Genomic DNA, 14,660 nt, shown 5'->3' with positions numbered 1-14,660 from the left:
CGGGTCGGCCGGATGACGCACAATCCCGGTATGCGGCGGTTGCATCGGGTACGGCGGACGCTCAACTACGTCAACCTGTCCACCCCACTGGGGCTGCTCCTGGCACGCCTCGGCCGTGCCCGGGTGACCGCCGGGCCCGACGGGCTGATCCTGGCGTACGGCTACCGCTTCCGGTTCCCGATCGCCTCGGCGTTCACCGTGGGCAACGTGGTGCTGACCAAGCACCCGGAGGGGTTCCTCACCGGCGCCCTGCTCAGGCACGAGGACCGGCACGCCTCCCAGTACATGTGCTGCGTGGGCCTGCCGATGCTCCCGCTCTATCTCGTCGCGGTGGTCGTCTCCATGATGATCTGCGGCAACCAGGCCTCGTGGAACCTCTTCGAGCGGCTGGCGAACCTGGAGGACGGCAACTACACCCGCAGATCTCCCTGGTGGTTTCACACTAGACCCCCGCAAAAGGAATGAATCTCTCTGGGAGGGGATCTACAAGGGGTGAGCTGTTGATGACCGAAGGGGGCCGCCCATGTCACAGACATCCCACCCAGCAATCGCCTCCCACGTGCCCGCGGAACCCGACGGCCTTCTCGAAGAGCCCCAGCGGCGTTCCGGATGGTCGGCTCGCTTCACCACGCGACCGGTACGCGCGCTCAGGCAGCTGGGCCGGACCGCCGGCCGGGCGGTGCGGGATCGGCCCGCCGAGCGGCGGGCCGCGGTGCCCGGGGCGGTACCCCGCCCTCCCGAACCGCCCGGGCGATCCGCGCGACCGGTGCCCTACGCGCGGTCCGCGCCTCCCGTGCGACCGGCGCCGCCGAGGCGGCCCGAGCCCCTGCCGCGGAGGTCATGGCCGGGTGGTTTCAAGGACCGGCTGACCTCGCCGATCCCGACGTTCCAGGAGCTGCTGGCGGTCGCCTGGCACGGCACGCTCCGGCCCGGCGTCGGGGACGAGGACCGCATCCCGGTCCACCGGGACGGGCTTCCCCCGGCGACGGGTACCGACGCGGTCGTCACCTGGGTGGGGCACGCGACGTACGTGGTGCAGATCGGCGGGCTGACCATCCTCACGGACCCGGTCTGGGCGAGGAAGATCGTCGGCATTCACCGGCCCCGGCTCACCCCGCCCGGCGTCGCGTGGGCGGACCTGCCCCGGATCGACGCCGTGGTGATCAGCCACAACCACTACGACCACCTGGACGCGCAGACCGTGCGGCGGCTGCCGCGCGCCACGCCCGTCCTCGTACCGGCGGGGCTCAGGTCCTGGTTCACCCGGCGCGGGTTCCGCGACGTCACCGAGCTCGACTGGTGGGAGAGCACCTGGGTGGGCGGCGTCCGCTTCGACTTCGTCCCCGCCCACCACTGGAGCCGCCGGTCGGCGTGGGACACCTGCAAGTCCCTCTGGGGTGGCTGGGTGATCGCCTCCGACGACCAGACGATCTACTTCGCCGGCGACACCGGGTACGGTGAGCGCTTCGCCCAGATCGGGGCCCGCTATCCGGGAGGCATCGACCTGGCCCTGATGCCGGTGGGGGCCTTCGAGCCCCGCTGGTTCATGAAGGCCGCGCACGTCGATCCCGCGCAGGCCGTACGGGCCTGCCAGGACGTGGGAGCCCGCCGGATGGCGACCATGCACTGGGGCACGTTCGTGCTGTCCGGGGAGTCGCTTCTCGCGCCGGTGGAGGAGGCCAGGATGGCCTGGGCGGAGGCCGGGCTGGACCGCGCCGACCTGTGGGACCTCGCCATCGGGGAGTCCCGCGTCCTGACGACCTGACGGCCTGATGTCCCACGTCCTGACGGCCGGCGGCCGGAAGGGCGGGCCGCCGGGCCGCGGACGCGCTCGTCCCGCGGCCCGGAAGGGCCTCCGCGCCGTCAGGGGCTGAGCGTCAGGGTGTGGGTGGCGGCCTTCTCGACGGAGTCCCTGCGGGCGAGCATGGGAACGGTCTCGCCGTCCGCCCACAGCGGCGCCTGGTCCCAGTAGTTGTCGTGGAACGCGTGGCCGGAGGCGCCGGTCAGGTTGATCCACCGGGATTTGTCCAGGTCCGCCAGGTCCACCACCATCCGCATGGACGGCAGCCAGTTCACCGCGTAGCCGTCCTGCGCGTCCCACCCGGCGGCGTTGACCGCGTCGTCGCTGCCGGACACCGGGAACGGGCCCCGGTTGAACAGCCACTCGATCGGGCCGATTCCCGAGGTGCCGAAGCTCTGGTGGACGAGCTCCAGGGAGTGCAGGTCGCCCCAGCGCCAGTCCTTGACGTTCGGGCCGAGCAGGTCGTTCAGCTCGTCGTAGGCCATCGCCATCGCCCGCCGCAGCATGTCGTCGCGGGTCTCGGCGCCCGGGGTGGCCGTGTCGTTCCAGAACGCGTCGTCCGGCCGGTCGAGCATGACCCGGACGACCTCGAACCAGCGGTCGCCGCCCTGGGACCTGGCGCCCTCGGGGAGATCGTCGTTGAAGGTCTCGACGAGCAGGTGCCGCCAGACGGCGTTGAAGTACATCGCGGGCCCGGACTCCGCGCCCTGCGTGCGATCCCACTCGCGCAGCAGCTCGCGGGCGTCCTTGGCGGGCCCGGCCATCTCGACGTCCAGCAGCTTGGGCACCAGGAACCGGGCGAGGCCGTTGTCGCTGTCCTGCTGCAACTCGCTCATCGCGGCCACGTCCATCTTGCCGCCGTCCTTCACCGCCTCGCGGAGGCGATCCAGGATGCGCTGGGAGCGGTATCCGTACGCCCAGTCCTTGGTGAGGGTGTACGGGTAGCGGGTGGGGTCGATGACCGCGTTGTTCGCGGTCACGATGTAGCCCTCCGGCGGGTTGTAGAGGCTGGGCAGCTCGTTGAAGGGGATCGTCGACTGCCAGGAGTACTCGCCGGTCCAGCCGGGCACCGGCCAGGTGCCGTCGCCGCGGGTCCGCACCGGGATCCGCCCGGGGGCCTGGTAGCCGATGTTGCCCGCGGTGTCGGCGTAGACCAGGTTCTGCGCGGGCACCTCGAACCTGGCGGCCGCGGCCCTGAACTGCTGCCAGTCCTGCGCGGTGTTCAGCGCGAAGATCGCGTCAGCGGTCCGGCCCGGCTCCAGGGCCGTCCACTTGAGCGCGACCGCGTCGGCCTGCTCCTTGAAGGCCGCGTCCATGCCCGGAAGCGTGTTCCTCACGTTCTCCAGGACGTCGGAGATGATCGGCCCGTGCATGGTGTCGCGCACCTTGAGCCGTACGTCGGCGCCGCCGGCCACCTTGATCGTCTCGGTCCTGGTGGTCAGCGGCTTCCAGTCGCCCATGAACAGGTACGAGTCGTTCTTGACCCGTTCCATATAGAGGTCGGCGACGTCCGGGCCCAGGTTGGTGAAGCCCCAAGCGATCTTGTCGTTGCGGCCGATGACCACGCCCGGCACGCCGGAGAAGGTGAACCCGGTGACGTCGAACGGGCACTCGGCGCTCTTGACGCGGCAGTGCAGCCCGGCCTGGTACCAGACCGAGGGCATGCCCGGCCCCAGGTGGGGGTCGTTGGAGAGCAGCGGTTTGCCCGACGCGGTGTGCTCGCCGCCGACCACCCACGAGTTGGAGCCGATGCCGTGGCCGCCCGCGGGGTCGCCCATCAGGCTCGGCACCGCGCGGAGGGCCTCGGCCGCCCGGGTCAGCGCTCCCGTCGCCGGAGCCACCCCGGACTGCTCGGTGTCGACCTTCTTCGGCTCCTGGCCCTGGTCGAACCCGCGCTCGCCGACCGAGCCCCGGGTGACGATCGGCTGGTGGGTGCCGTACGGGTAACCGGGCCAGAGCTGCTCCACCCGGCCGCGCGGCAGCTTGCTCGCCGCGAGTGCCCGGCCGATCTCGTCGGCCATGTTGGAGCGCAGGTCCCAGGCCATCGCCTTGAGCCAGGCCAGCGAGTCGACCGGGGTCCACGGCTCGGGCCTGTAGTCCGGGCTGGTCGCCCGCAGCAGCACGTACTCCAGGCTCCTGTCGGCGAAGCCGTCGTTGCGCGCCATCCAGGCGTTCACCCCGCGGGCGTAGGCGTCCAGGTAGTGCCGGGTCTGCTCGCCGAGCAGCGGCAGCTCCTTCTCGGCCACCTTCCGCCAGCCCATGGTCCGGATGACTCTGTCCTCGGTCAGCGTCGCCGAGCCGAACATCTCCGACAGCCGCCCGGCGGTCACGTGGCGGCGGAAGTCCATCTCGAAGAAGCGGTCCTGGGCGTGCACGTAGCCCTGGGCCAGGAACAGGTCGTCGGGGGAGTCAGCGTAGATGTGCGGGATACCCGTCTTATCGCGATATACGGTGACTTTCCCCTTCAAGCCTCTCACCTTGAGTTCGCCGTCGAGCTGCGGGAACGACGCCCGCACGCTCCACACGCCCGCTCCGGCGAGTAGCAGCCCGAGCACCAGAAACACGGTGAGCACCCGTGCCAGCCACGTGAGCGGGCGGGGCATCCAGGCGTACGGGCGGAACCTCACAAAAACCTCCTAGGCGACAAGCTCCCGCAAGTGTGGCACCACCCCCGTGTCGTCGGCGCAGCCGTAATTGTGAAGATGCACGCATGAGACTTTCCACGGCCGACCTGGTCGACGCCCACGGCTCGGCGGTCGCGAGCTGCCCGACCCAGTTCCGCTCCTACGGCCCGAGTCCCCGGTTCGCCGGGCCGATCGCGACCGTCCGCTGCCTGGAGGACAACGCCCTCGTCAAGCGGGTCCTGGCCACCCCGGGCGAGGGCCGCGTGCTGGTCGTGGACGGCGCGGGATCCCTGCGCACCGCCCTGATGGGCGACGTCATCGCCGCCTCCGCCGTCTCGCACGGCTGGTCCGGCGTCGTCGTCAACGGCGCCGTCCGCGACACGGCCGCCCTCGCCGGACTGGACCTGGGGATCAAGGCCCTCGGCTCGAACCCGGCCAAGAGCGCCAAGGAGGGCGCCGGCGAGCTCGACGTGCCGGTCACCTTCGGGGAGGTCGTCTTCACCCCCGGCGCCTGGCTCTACAGCGACGAGGACGGCATCCTCGTCAGCCCCACCGAACTTTCCTGAGGGTCTTTCCACGACGTTGGTGGGCCCCTCCCTGACAAGGGGCCTTCCTCGGAACTTTCCCGAGGGTCTTTCCGCGACGTTGAGGGGCCCCTCCTGACCAGGGGCCTTTTCTCGTTCCCGAAAGAGTTCCCGCGCCTTCGGCGGGCCGCTCCGGCGGGGCCCGGTCCGACGGCCGGGCGTCAGACGTCAGATCGGGCCGATTCCCCAGTGGTGCACGGCGCGGTCGCCGGGGGCCAGCCGGATGACGTCCTCACCGGTGCGGAAGGCGTTCGGCGGGCAGGTCATCGGCTCCACCGCCAGCCCCTGGCGGCGGTGGCCCTCCGGCAGGGTGTCACCGGTGTAGAGCTGGAGCCACTCGACGCCCTCGCCCGCCCACAGCTCGACCCCGGTCCCGTCCGGGCCGGCCAGCGTGACCCGCACCCGCCCGTCGGCGCCGCGCTCCAGGCCGGTGAACGCGGTGTCGAGCTCCGTCCCGCCGATCGGGCGGGCGGTCCTGAAGTCGTACTCGGTGCCCTTGACGTCGTGGCGGCCGGTGGGGATCTTCCGGTCGTTCACCGCGATCCACTGCTCGGCGGGGAGCCCGAGCACGGCGTCGTCGAGGGCGCAGAGGGCGCCGAGGGACAGGTAGGGGTGGGCTCCGAAGCCGTACGGCGCGTCGCCGGCGCCGACGTTCTCCGCGCTCACCTCGACCTCCAGACCGGCGGCGCCCAGGGCGTACCGGATGGAGAGGTCGAGGACGTGCGGGTAGCCGAGCTGCGGGAACAGCCGCAGCCCCAGCCGGATCGAGGCGTCGTCATGGGACAGGACCCGCCAGGGGAACGAGCGGGAGAAGCCGTGGATCGCGTTGCCTGTCTTGGGCTCGCTCAGCGCGAGCTGCCGGTCCTCGCCGTCGAAGGTGTAGCGGCCGTCCTCGACCCTGTTCGGCCAGGGCAGCAGCGGCAGCCCCGCCCCGCCGAGCGGGGGCTGGTCTTCGGGGAAGTCGACGACGAGCGGCCTGCCGTCCAGGGTGAGGCTTCTGAGTCCTGCCCCGAGCTCGGTGATGACGGCCTGGAAACCGCCGGCCGCGATGGTGTGCTGGGCCCCGGTGGGCGCGATAGTTGTCATCCGGCAATTCAACACCTAACGCCCGGCGCTTCCCGTCCACACCGGCCCCCTACCCGCCCTCGGCCCCGCGCGTCACCCGCCCGCGCCACGGGCCTCCCGGACCTGGCACGTTCCCGCCGGCCCTACAGCACCGTCTCCAGGACCGTGGACCGCGCGGCGAAGCCGTTGGTCCGGTAGAAGCGGACGGCCGCCTCGTTGCTCGCGTAGGCGGTCACCCCGGCGTACCGGGCGCCGTGGTGGCGGGCCCACTGCCTGAACTCCTCCACCAGCCTGGTCCCGATCTTCCGGCCACGGTAGGACGGCTCGACGTACATGCTGCCGAGCGTCGCCACGGTGACCGGCCGCATCGCGGTGGGCCCGGACAGGGCCCCGGTCAGGTGGCCGACGATCCGGCCGCCGTCCTCGGCGACCATCACCAGGCGGTCCGGATCGTCCAGCGCGTCCACGAAACGGGCCCGCCCGTGCTCCTGGGGCCAGTTCACGTTCAGGGCGGGGTCACGGGTTCCGGCGTCCTCGGCGAACAGCGCGGAACTGCAGGCGACGATCCCGTCCACATCCGCGATCGTGCCGGGTCGTACGGCGACGACGATCTCACTCATGATCAGGACGCTATCGGTCGCGACCGACATTACGAGTGATCTGCTGCTTTCGTCCCTCCCGGCGGGGCGGCCGTCAGGCCCAGGTCTGGCCCTCCGGGGTGTCGGTGACCTTCACTCCGAGGGTGGCCAGCTCGTCGCGGAGGCGGTCGGAGGCGGCCCAGTCCCTGGCGTCGCGGGCCCGCGAGCGCCGCTCCAGCAGCTCGGCGGCGCCCTCGGGCAGGCTTCTCGGCCTGACCGTCCTGCCGATGTCGAGGGAGAGGTCCAGGGCGAGGACCTGGTCGAGGTGCAGGAACGCCTCGAAGCGGGAACCGGGGGAGATCGAGTCGTCGCGCTCCAGCTCGCGCAGGAGCCGCAGCGCCAGCGGGGTGTCGAGGTCGTCGTCGAAGGCGGCCTCGATCCGGGAGACCCGGTCGGCGGGCATCGGGCCGCTCGGCGACTCCGACCACTCGGCCACCTGGCCGCGCCAGCGCCGCAGGGTCTTGTCGGCGGCCCGCAGGGTGTCCCAGGTGAGGTTCATCTGCTGGCGGTAGCGGTGCTCCAGCAGCGCCAGCCGCACGGCCAGCGGGTCGAGGCCCGCGTCCGCCACGTCCTTGAGCAGGACCACGTTGCCGGTGGACTTCGACATCTTGCGCCCGTCGAAGAGCAGGTGCTCGCCGTGCACCCAGTGGCGCACCACCTCGTGCCCGGCGGTGGCGTCGGACTGGGCGCGCTCGTCCTCGTGGTGCGGGAAGCGCAGGTCGATCCCGCCGGTGTGCAGGTCGATGTGTTCGCCGAGGAACCGCAGCGACATGGCCGAGCACTCGATGTGCCAGCCGGGGAAGCCGCGGCCCCACGGGGTCTCCCAGGTCAGCCCCTGGTCCGAGGGCTTCCACAGCGCCCAGTCGGCGTGGAACCGCTTGCGCGGGTCGACGGCCTCGATCCGGTGGCCCGGCCTCAGCCGGTCGAGCCGGTTGCCGGAGATCTCCCCGTACGTCGGGAAGGAGGCGGCGTCGAAGAAGACCGAGCCGTCGGGCACCGCGTACGCGTTCCCCTTCTCGATCAGCTTGGCGATCATCTCGACCATCAGGTCGATCGTCTCGCTCGCCCGGGGCGAGTGCTCGGGCGGGCGGATGTTCAGCGCGGTCGTGTCCGCCACGAAGGCGTCCTCGTGGAACCGCGCGACCTCCAGGACGCTCCGCCCCTCGGCCCTGGCCTGGGCGAGCACCTTGTCCTCGCCCGAGGGGTCGATCGCGGTGTCGTCCACCAGGTGCCCGACGTCGGTGATGTTGCGGCAGGCCACCACCCGGACCCGCTGCCGCTCGCTGACCCGCCTGATCAGGTCCGACAGCAGGTAGGCCCGGAGGTTGCCCACGTGGGCCGACCGGTAGACGGTCGGGCCGCAGGTGTACATCCGCAGGGAGCGGGTCCCCTCGGGAACGATCCGCTCAACCCGGCGATTCCGCGTGTCATACAGGCTCAGCATGGGTCGAGCCTACGCAATCGTGTCCGAGCCCACGGTGCAGGAGCCCACACGGGCGCCACCCGGGCCCGGTCGTGTCCGGGCCCGGGACGTGACACTCAGCCCTCGAGGAAGGCGAGGATCTCGCGGTCGCCCCGGTCGCGCAGGCGGGCGATCACCTCCTCGCGGGTGCAGCCCTCCGGCAGGCCGATGCGGGCGCCGATCAGGCGGATGCCCTCGGCCTCCGACGCCACCGGCGCCGTGTAGCCGATCAGGTGCAGCGCCCGGTTCAGCGCGGGCAGGGCCGGCGAGGCCGCGGGCAGGTAGCGGGTGAGCAGCTCGCCGCCGTCGGAGACCGTGAGGAAGACGTGGTCGCCCTCGGAGGCGTTGGCGGCGATCAGGACGGGGCGGATGGACCCCATGGTCGGCTGGTTGTGCCAGCTGATCACCACGTCCCCCGACGGGGTGGAGGCGGTCAGCTGGCCGCCGGGGGCCATGCCCAGGTGCGCGGCGAAGCCGGTCGGCAGCGGGGAACCCGAGCCGCGCAGGTGCTCGGCGTTGACGTCCACCCGGTGCCACCAGCGCCCGTCGCGGCTGCGGAAGCAGCGCCGGGTCTCCGAGACGTCCCGCCGCGGCTGGTAGTCGGCCTGCTCGGCCCCGGCCACCCTGATCCAACCGCGCTGCGTGCGCTCGAAGCCGGGCCCGCCCGCGTACGCGCGGACCGAGCTCTCGCTCACGTCGTAGCGCCCGGTGAGGTTGGTGACGATCGTGTTGACCGACGCCTCGCCGTTGGACCGCTCGATCTCCCTGACGATCATCTCCCGGATGCCCAGATACTGCTCGCCGCCCCAGCGCGACAGCCCGTACTTGTTCCGGTCGACCCGCAGGAAGCGGTCGTCGGCGGTGAGCTGGTTGCGGATGCCGACGAGGCTGTAGTCCTCGCCGATGCGTTCCTGGATCTCCTCGGGCGTCAGCGGGCCGCCCGCCACCGCCAGCACGGCCTCGGCCTTGTCGTTGACGCTGCGCGGCCACGGGACCACGTGGTTCTCCAGCACCCGCAGCTGGGGCACCGCGATGAGCCAGCGCTCGGCCACGTCCTCGCGGATGCCGAGCTGGCTGGCCATTGTCACGGCCTCGTCCAGCGGGCGCGGCCCGTCGGTGAACAGCTGCCGGGTCTTCTCCCTGAGCTCGTCCGCCCCCCCGGCGACCAGCCAGCCGTCCACCTGCTCGTAGCCGGTCAGCAGGGTCCGTACGAACCGCCAGGAGGGGATGCCCAGCGTGGCCAGCTCGGTGCGGTGCCACGGCACGGCGGCGGCCAGGTCGTCGGCGGGCACGGCGGAGCCCAGCCGGCCCCGCAGCCACGACACGTGGGCGATCAGCGGCGCCGCGTCGTCCTTGGCGAGCCAGGCCTCGACGTGGTCGCGCAGGTCGCGCTCGATCTGCCGGATGCGCTCCCTGGTGACCGAGAACCGCTGGGCGAGGTCGTCGAGCGTGGCCCGCTGGGAGGCGTACAGCCGGTCCCTGGCGATGGCCCGCTGCCGCTCGTCCAGCGTGGCGAAGACCTCGTCGATCAGCTCGGGCAGCGGCCGGTCGGGCCGGGAGGGGCGGATCCTGGCGACGCTCTCCTCGGTGACCGGTTCGAGCAGTCGCTCGAGCACCCCGGTGAACAGCTTGTGCACCACCTCGCGGCCGAGCCCTTCGGGCGTGCGGACGCTCGCGGCGGGGTCGGCGAACCTGAGCAGGGGGAGGACGTCACCGAGCATCAGGTGACCCCAGCACGCCAGGGCGAGGTCGGTCAGGCGACCGGCGACCTCGGACGTCCCGATGGTCGAGCAGGCGGTGTCGAGCGGAAGCGCCTGCCACCACGCCTCGGGGAGGCGGGGGTCGGTCGCGATCGGCGCTACCTGGCCGGGAGAGGTCCAGCGCAAGGGTGGCGCGATGTCGCTCAGGCTGAGGTTCATTGAGGTCCAACCGGCAAAGGGGAATATATCCGCAGTTCAGACTATGTGGTCAGGTAGGAAGGAAGGGACTGGCCCGCCCGTAATGAGAAACGTAGAGGAGTTCCCTCGCCCGGGTGCAGGCCACGTAGAGCAGGCCGCGTTCCCGCTGGAGATCGTGTGCCCTGGCGGCGGGATCCTCGCCGACCGGGGTCAGGGAGTCGGGGTCGGGCACGATCCCGTCGGTCACGCCGATCACCGCGACCCGCCGGAACTCCAGCCCCTTCATGGCGTGCAGTGTCGTCACCCGTACCCCCAGATCACGCAGAGCGGCCCGTGCGTCACGCACGAGGCCGGCGGTCCTGGCGGCCACCGCTATCTCCTCGGGCGTCACACCCTCATTCACCCACTGTCCCACCTGTGCCACCAGACCCGTCAGCTCATCCTGCGGTGAATCGTAAGCGCGGACCATCGGCCGGAGCCCGTGCCGGGTGCCCCTGAAGCCGTAAAGCTCCTGCACACCATTGACGAGCCCGTCGGCGGGACCGCCCCCGCGCAACCGGACCCCCCAGGACAGGATCTCCCTGGGAAGCCGGTACGACACCCGCAGGCGCTGCTGGATCGCGTCGATCCCGACGGCGCCGAGCGTCACCCGCGTGTCGAAGATGCGCTGGTGGGGGTCGCCCACGATGAACATGTCGTCGCGGGCGTGCGGCACCGCCGCCCGCAGCAGCCGCCACTGCGCCGGGTGCAGGTCCTGGGCCTCGTCCACCACGATGTGCCGGTACGGCTCCCGCGCCGGCTCCGTCTCCTCCAGCAGGTCCCCGGTCGTCTGGCCGAGCAGCGTCGACGCCTCGGAGGCCAGCTGCAGCAGGGTCCGCTTGCCGCGCTCGCGCAGCTGCCCGGTGACATGCTCGACGGCCTTCCACACGGAGGCGCGCTCCCCGGCCACCAGCTCGACGCTGCGGCCCGGGCGGGGGGCGTCCAGGTACTCGTCCAGGGTCCGCAGGTTCTGTGCCAGGACGACCTGCTCCCACTCGCGCAGCAGGAACGCCGGGCTGTGACCGGTCTCGGTCTCCTCCCAGAGCGCGGTCAGCTCGGCGGCGCCGACCAGGGCGGGCGGGCGGCCCTCGGCCTCGGCGACGATGCGGTGGGCCAGCCGGTCCACGTTGCCGACCTCGATCCGCTTGCGGATCACCTCGTCCTCGATCAGCTGGTCGAGCCTGGCCGCGAGCTCGGCGCTCAGCCCCTGGGAGAAGGTGACGAGCAGGATCTGCCCGCTTGCGCGCCCGGCCAGGTAGGCCGCCCTGTGCAGGGCGACGAGCGTCTTGCCGGTGCCCGCGCCGCCGGTGACCAGCGTCGGCTGCTGGTAGGACTCCCAGTACGCCAGCCGGTGCTGCGGCGGGTGCAGGAACACGCACCAGCCCGGCGCGTCGAGCACGCGGTTCAGCTCGCGCGCGTCGTCGGTGAAGACGGCGCGGTCCGGGCTGCGCAGGAGCGCGGCACCGAAGTCCTCGGGATTGATCGGCTCGGGGTCCGCGGCGACGGCGCGGCAGTTCTCCAGCTCCCGCCAGGCCCCGGCCATCGACTCGCCCCTGGCGAGCGCCGCCAGCGGCTCGTACTGCGTCGGGGGCAGCAGCGGTTCGAGCGCCTCCAGGGTGAGCTGGTCGGTGATCTGCCTGACCAGCGGCAGGAACCGGCCGTCGACCCCCAGCTCGGCCAGGTCGCTGTCGCAGAAGTCGGAGAACAGCCGCGTCGCGGACGCCTCGGCCGCCCTGCGCACCGCGGGCCGCACCCGGTCCAGCGCCTCGGCGTCCCACATCTCGACCACGCCCAGCGCCGTGTTGACGCCGAACCGGTAGCGCTGCGCGTACGCCCACGCCTCCGCGTCCGGCAGCACGGTCAGCAGCCAGTAGACGTCCCGCTGCTTGACCACGACGCCCCGGTGCCGGTCGGCCAGCCTCAGGGTCGCCACCCGGGGGTCCCTCGCCCCCCTGACCCGCTCGGGGTGCGGAGCGCCCGCCACGTTCTGCAGGAACCTGCGCGCCGAGACCACGACGTCCCGGCGCACCGGCTGGGCCAGGGCGCCGAGTTCGACGGGGAAGTCCGGGGAGATGGCGAGGCGGGGCATGGGTCAGGCCAACAGTGACAGGAGATCGCGGTCCCCGCGTTCTCGCAGGCGGGTGAGGAGTTCGGGGGTGGCCACGGGTCCCGTCATGCCGACCCGGGTGGCGATCACCCGCCCGGCCTGCTCGGGGGTGCCGCCCGTCGCGGTGTAGCCGACGAGCCGCAGTGCCCGCGCCGTCGCCTCCACCTCCTCGCCCGCGGCCGGCAGGTGCCTGGCCCGCAGCACGCCCTCGTCCGACAGGGTGAGGAACAGGTGGCTGCCCTCCTTGGCGCCCACGTCCTCCAGGAGCGTCATGAGCGACTCCAGCACGGGCCTGTCCTGCCAGCTGAGAATCAGTTCCCCGACCGCGCTGCTGACCGTACGGCCGTCACCGGGCGACATCCCGAGGTAGGCGGCGAACCCGCTGGGCAGCGGGCACTCGGCGCCGCCGAGGTGTTCCCGGGTGACGTCGATCCTCAGCCACCAGCGGCCGTCCGGCTGCCGGAAGCAGCGCCTGGTCAGCGAGACGTCCTTCAGCGGGCGGAACGGCGCCTTCCTCGGCTCCTGCCCGGGGTTCCCGCCGTTCGCCCCGCCGATCCCGCCGGCCCCGCCGCTCAGGTCGCCGGGCTTCTCCGCGGTCAGGGCCGGGGCGCCGTTCGAGCGCTGGGGAGGCCGCTCGCCCGCGCCGAGGATCCGGAGCTGCGGGACGTTCTCCAGCCACTCCTTGGACACCTCGGGGTGGATGCCCAGCGAGGAGACCATGTCGAGGGCCTTGTTGATGGTGAGCGGCGGCTTGGCGCCACTGATCATGTCGCGGGTGCGGTGGCGCAGCTCGGTGATGTCGCCCTCCACCAGCCACTCGTCGACCAGGTGGTAGCCGGGGAGGGTGGCCAGCACGAACTGCCAGGCCGGTACGTCGAGGGAGTGCAGCTCCTGGGTGTGCCAGGGGGCCGCGTTGATCAGCCGCTCCCTGGGCGCGGCCTTGCCGAGGATCCCCTTCACCTCCTCCAGGTGCTCCCGGTACGGGGCGGCCTCGTCGGAGGCGGTCCACTCGTCGAGCTCCCGGCGCAGGTCGGCCTCGATGTCGCCGATGACCTCCGGGGACACCGCGAAGAGCTTGGCCAGCGCCTCCACGGTCGCCGGGGCGTCGCTGAACAGCCTGTTCTGCGCCACCGCCCAGCGCTTGTCCTCCACGTTGGCGAAGACGCCGTCCACCAGCGCGTGCAGGCTCTTCGGCGCGGGCAGCACCGGCGGCCGCGCGGCTCCGTCGTCCTCGAGGTCTTCCGCGTCCTCGCGGCCCTCGGCGTGCTCTTGGTCTTCCGCGTGCTCGTGGTCCTCGTGGGTCTCCACGACCGGCTCGGGGACGTCCTCCGCCTCGGGGGCGTCGGCGGGTCCGGGGTCGTCCTCGCGGCCGTCCCCGGATTCGGCCGCGGGCCCGGCGACGGGCTCGGCCTCGGAGACGTCCTCCGCTTCCGCGGTCCCGGCGACGGCTCCGGCGGGGCCGGCCGCGGAGACGGCCTCCGTCTCCGCGGGTCCGCCCTCTGCGGCGAACCCGGCCTCGGCGGCCCTCACGTCCTCGGGGGCGGACGCGAACCGCTCTTCCCCCGCGGAGGTGCTCGACGGCTGATTCCTCCTCGCCGAGGCGGGCTGGAAGAGCGACCCGGGGGCCTCCTGGGGGCCGGCGTCCGGATCCACCGTGCGACGGGCCTCGGGCACCGGCAGGGCGTCGCGCTCCCGGGGGGGCTTGCGCTTCGGCAGGGCCACGGGCTCGGCGAGGGACTCCGGCTCCGGCGCGTTCCCGGGGCGGGGGGCCGCCGCGACGGGCGGAGCGTCCTGATCCGGGAGGTCCCCGGCGGCGGGCGTGGGGGAGGCCACCGGCTCGGGGGAGGACTCGGAGGACTCACGCGGGGAGACGGGCGTCCGGGCGGCTCCGGCGGTGGGCGCCGCCGGGACCGGGACCGCGTGGGTGGGGGCCGCCAGGCGCGTGAAGACCGCCGTGAAGAGGGCGTGCAGCAGTGGTACCGGCTGGATGAACGGCTGGTCGCGCAGGTCGTGGCCGGTCAGTGCGAGAAGGCCCGGCCAGGACCCGGCCCGGTCGAGGGCGATGGCCGTGTAGGGCTCGTCCGCGTCGTCCGGGTCCAGGACGTGCAGAGCGGGGAGCACGTCACCCACGGCGGCGGCCGGCCAGTGGTTCAGGGCGACCGAGGCGAGGATGTCGGCCAGCCTCTCCGGGCCCAGCACGGCGAGCACGCGGGCCATCGGCAGGCTCCGCCACCAAGCGTCCGGTAGGTCGGGCTGTTCGCGCAGAAGTGGGATCGTGGCCGCGTCGCTCCAGCGCAGCGGCGGCACGAGGTCACTCAGACAGAAGTTCATCCGTTCCCTTCACCAGCCCCTCAAGCCGCCCGAGTCACTCCATGTGGCCGGGGAACGAGACTCATGGAACAGACCATAGTCTGGCAAATCGCCGCGGCACATTGGGTCGGT

10 protein-coding genes are annotated in these 14,660 nt (G+C 72.4%); 3 read left to right on the top strand and 7 right to left on the bottom strand.

What is annotated here, in order from left to right:
- The first annotated feature begins 30 nt into the window (after nucleotides 1–30).
- Together ACTOQ3_RS23860 and ACTOQ3_RS23855 are read left to right on the top strand one after the other, a co-directional pair.
- The gene (locus ACTOQ3_RS23860; RefSeq protein ID WP_440085556.1) at nucleotides 31–465 is read left to right on the top strand and encodes a hypothetical protein; all 435 of its coding nucleotides are present in this window, start codon (nucleotides 31–33) and stop codon (nucleotides 463–465) included.
- 58 nt (nucleotides 466–523) lie between these two features.
- Nucleotides 524–1,765 carry an MBL fold metallo-hydrolase gene (locus ACTOQ3_RS23855; protein WP_440085555.1) on the top strand — a complete coding sequence of 414 codons (1,242 nt, stop codon included), beginning with the start codon at nucleotides 524–526 and terminating at the stop codon, nucleotides 1,763–1,765.
- 98 nt (nucleotides 1,766–1,863) lie between these two features.
- Here the strand turns inward: ACTOQ3_RS23855 and ACTOQ3_RS23850 are convergent, their stop codons facing one another.
- Nucleotides 1,864–4,404 carry a penicillin acylase family protein gene (locus ACTOQ3_RS23850; protein WP_440085648.1) on the bottom strand — a complete coding sequence of 847 codons (2,541 nt, stop codon included), beginning with the start codon at nucleotides 4,402–4,404 and terminating at the stop codon, nucleotides 1,864–1,866.
- Nucleotides 4,405–4,511: 107 nt separating this feature from the next.
- Here ACTOQ3_RS23850 and rraA point away from each other — a divergent pair, with 107 nt between their 5' ends.
- Nucleotides 4,512–4,991: a ribonuclease E activity regulator RraA gene (gene rraA / locus ACTOQ3_RS23845; protein ID WP_440085554.1), complete on the top strand. Its 480-nt coding sequence runs from the start codon at nucleotides 4,512–4,514 to the stop codon at nucleotides 4,989–4,991.
- 186 nt (nucleotides 4,992–5,177) lie between these two features.
- Here rraA and ACTOQ3_RS23840 read toward each other — a convergent pair whose 3' ends face one another.
- The 6 genes from ACTOQ3_RS23840 to ACTOQ3_RS23815 all read right to left on the bottom strand — a co-directional run bounded on the left by ACTOQ3_RS23840 (nucleotide 5,178) and on the right by ACTOQ3_RS23815 (nucleotide 14,549).
- On the bottom strand, nucleotides 5,178–6,095 hold the full coding sequence (locus ACTOQ3_RS23840) for an aldose 1-epimerase family protein (protein WP_440085553.1): 918 nt from the start codon (nucleotides 6,093–6,095) through the stop codon (nucleotides 5,178–5,180).
- 122 nt (nucleotides 6,096–6,217) lie between these two features.
- Nucleotides 6,218–6,694, bottom strand: a complete 477-nt coding sequence (locus ACTOQ3_RS23835; protein WP_440085552.1) for an N-acetyltransferase family protein — start codon at nucleotides 6,692–6,694, stop codon at nucleotides 6,218–6,220.
- Between the two features lie 73 nt (nucleotides 6,695–6,767).
- Entirely contained in the window at nucleotides 6,768–8,156 is a 1,389-nt protein-coding gene (gene cysS, locus ACTOQ3_RS23830) for a cysteine--tRNA ligase (protein ID WP_440085551.1), read from the bottom strand.
- 95 nt (nucleotides 8,157–8,251) lie between these two features.
- Nucleotides 8,252–10,093, bottom strand: coding sequence for a sigma factor-like helix-turn-helix DNA-binding protein (locus tag ACTOQ3_RS23825; protein WP_440085550.1), 1,842 nt, complete (start codon nucleotides 10,091–10,093; stop codon nucleotides 8,252–8,254).
- Between the two features lie 49 nt (nucleotides 10,094–10,142).
- Nucleotides 10,143–12,200 (bottom strand): UvrD-helicase domain-containing protein, encoded by a 2,058-nt coding sequence (locus ACTOQ3_RS23820; RefSeq protein WP_440085549.1) that lies wholly within the window; start codon nucleotides 12,198–12,200, stop codon nucleotides 10,143–10,145.
- Nucleotides 12,201–12,203: 3 nt separating this feature from the next.
- Complete coding sequence (locus ACTOQ3_RS23815; RefSeq protein ID WP_440085548.1) at nucleotides 12,204–14,549, bottom strand: hypothetical protein; 2,346 nt, start codon at nucleotides 14,547–14,549, stop codon at nucleotides 12,204–12,206.
- Between the last annotated feature and the right edge of the window lie 111 nt (nucleotides 14,550–14,660).

The organism is Streptosporangium sp. LJ11 (genome assembly GCF_051918945.1).
GTDB lineage: Bacteria > Actinomycetota > Actinomycetes > Streptosporangiales > Streptosporangiaceae > Streptosporangium.
Note: the sequence above shows the minus strand (reverse complement) of the source record. Positions and strands in the feature narration are given on the sequence as shown.

Bases quoted from the DNA above. Each gene is read 5' to 3' on its own strand.
- ACTOQ3_RS23860 (WP_440085556.1), top strand. From the start codon at position 31: ATGCGGCGGTTGCATCGGGTACGGCGGACGCTCAACTACGTCAACCTG.
- ACTOQ3_RS23855 (WP_440085555.1), top strand. From the start codon at position 524: ATGTCACAGACATCCCACCCAGCAATCGCCTCCCACGTGCCCGCGGAA.
- ACTOQ3_RS23850 (WP_440085648.1), bottom strand. From the start codon at position 4,404: ATGCCCCGCCCGCTCACGTGGCTGGCACGGGTGCTCACCGTGTTTCTG.
- rraA (WP_440085554.1), top strand. From the start codon at position 4,512: ATGAGACTTTCCACGGCCGACCTGGTCGACGCCCACGGCTCGGCGGTC.
- ACTOQ3_RS23840 (WP_440085553.1), bottom strand. From the start codon at position 6,095: ATGACAACTATCGCGCCCACCGGGGCCCAGCACACCATCGCGGCCGGC.
- ACTOQ3_RS23835 (WP_440085552.1), bottom strand. From the start codon at position 6,694: ATGAGTGAGATCGTCGTCGCCGTACGACCCGGCACGATCGCGGATGTG.
- cysS (WP_440085551.1), bottom strand. From the start codon at position 8,156: ATGCTGAGCCTGTATGACACGCGGAATCGCCGGGTTGAGCGGATCGTT.
- ACTOQ3_RS23825 (WP_440085550.1), bottom strand. From the start codon at position 10,093: ATGAACCTCAGCCTGAGCGACATCGCGCCACCCTTGCGCTGGACCTCT.
- ACTOQ3_RS23820 (WP_440085549.1), bottom strand. From the start codon at position 12,200: ATGCCCCGCCTCGCCATCTCCCCGGACTTCCCCGTCGAACTCGGCGCC.
- ACTOQ3_RS23815 (WP_440085548.1), bottom strand. From the start codon at position 14,549: ATGAACTTCTGTCTGAGTGACCTCGTGCCGCCGCTGCGCTGGAGCGAC.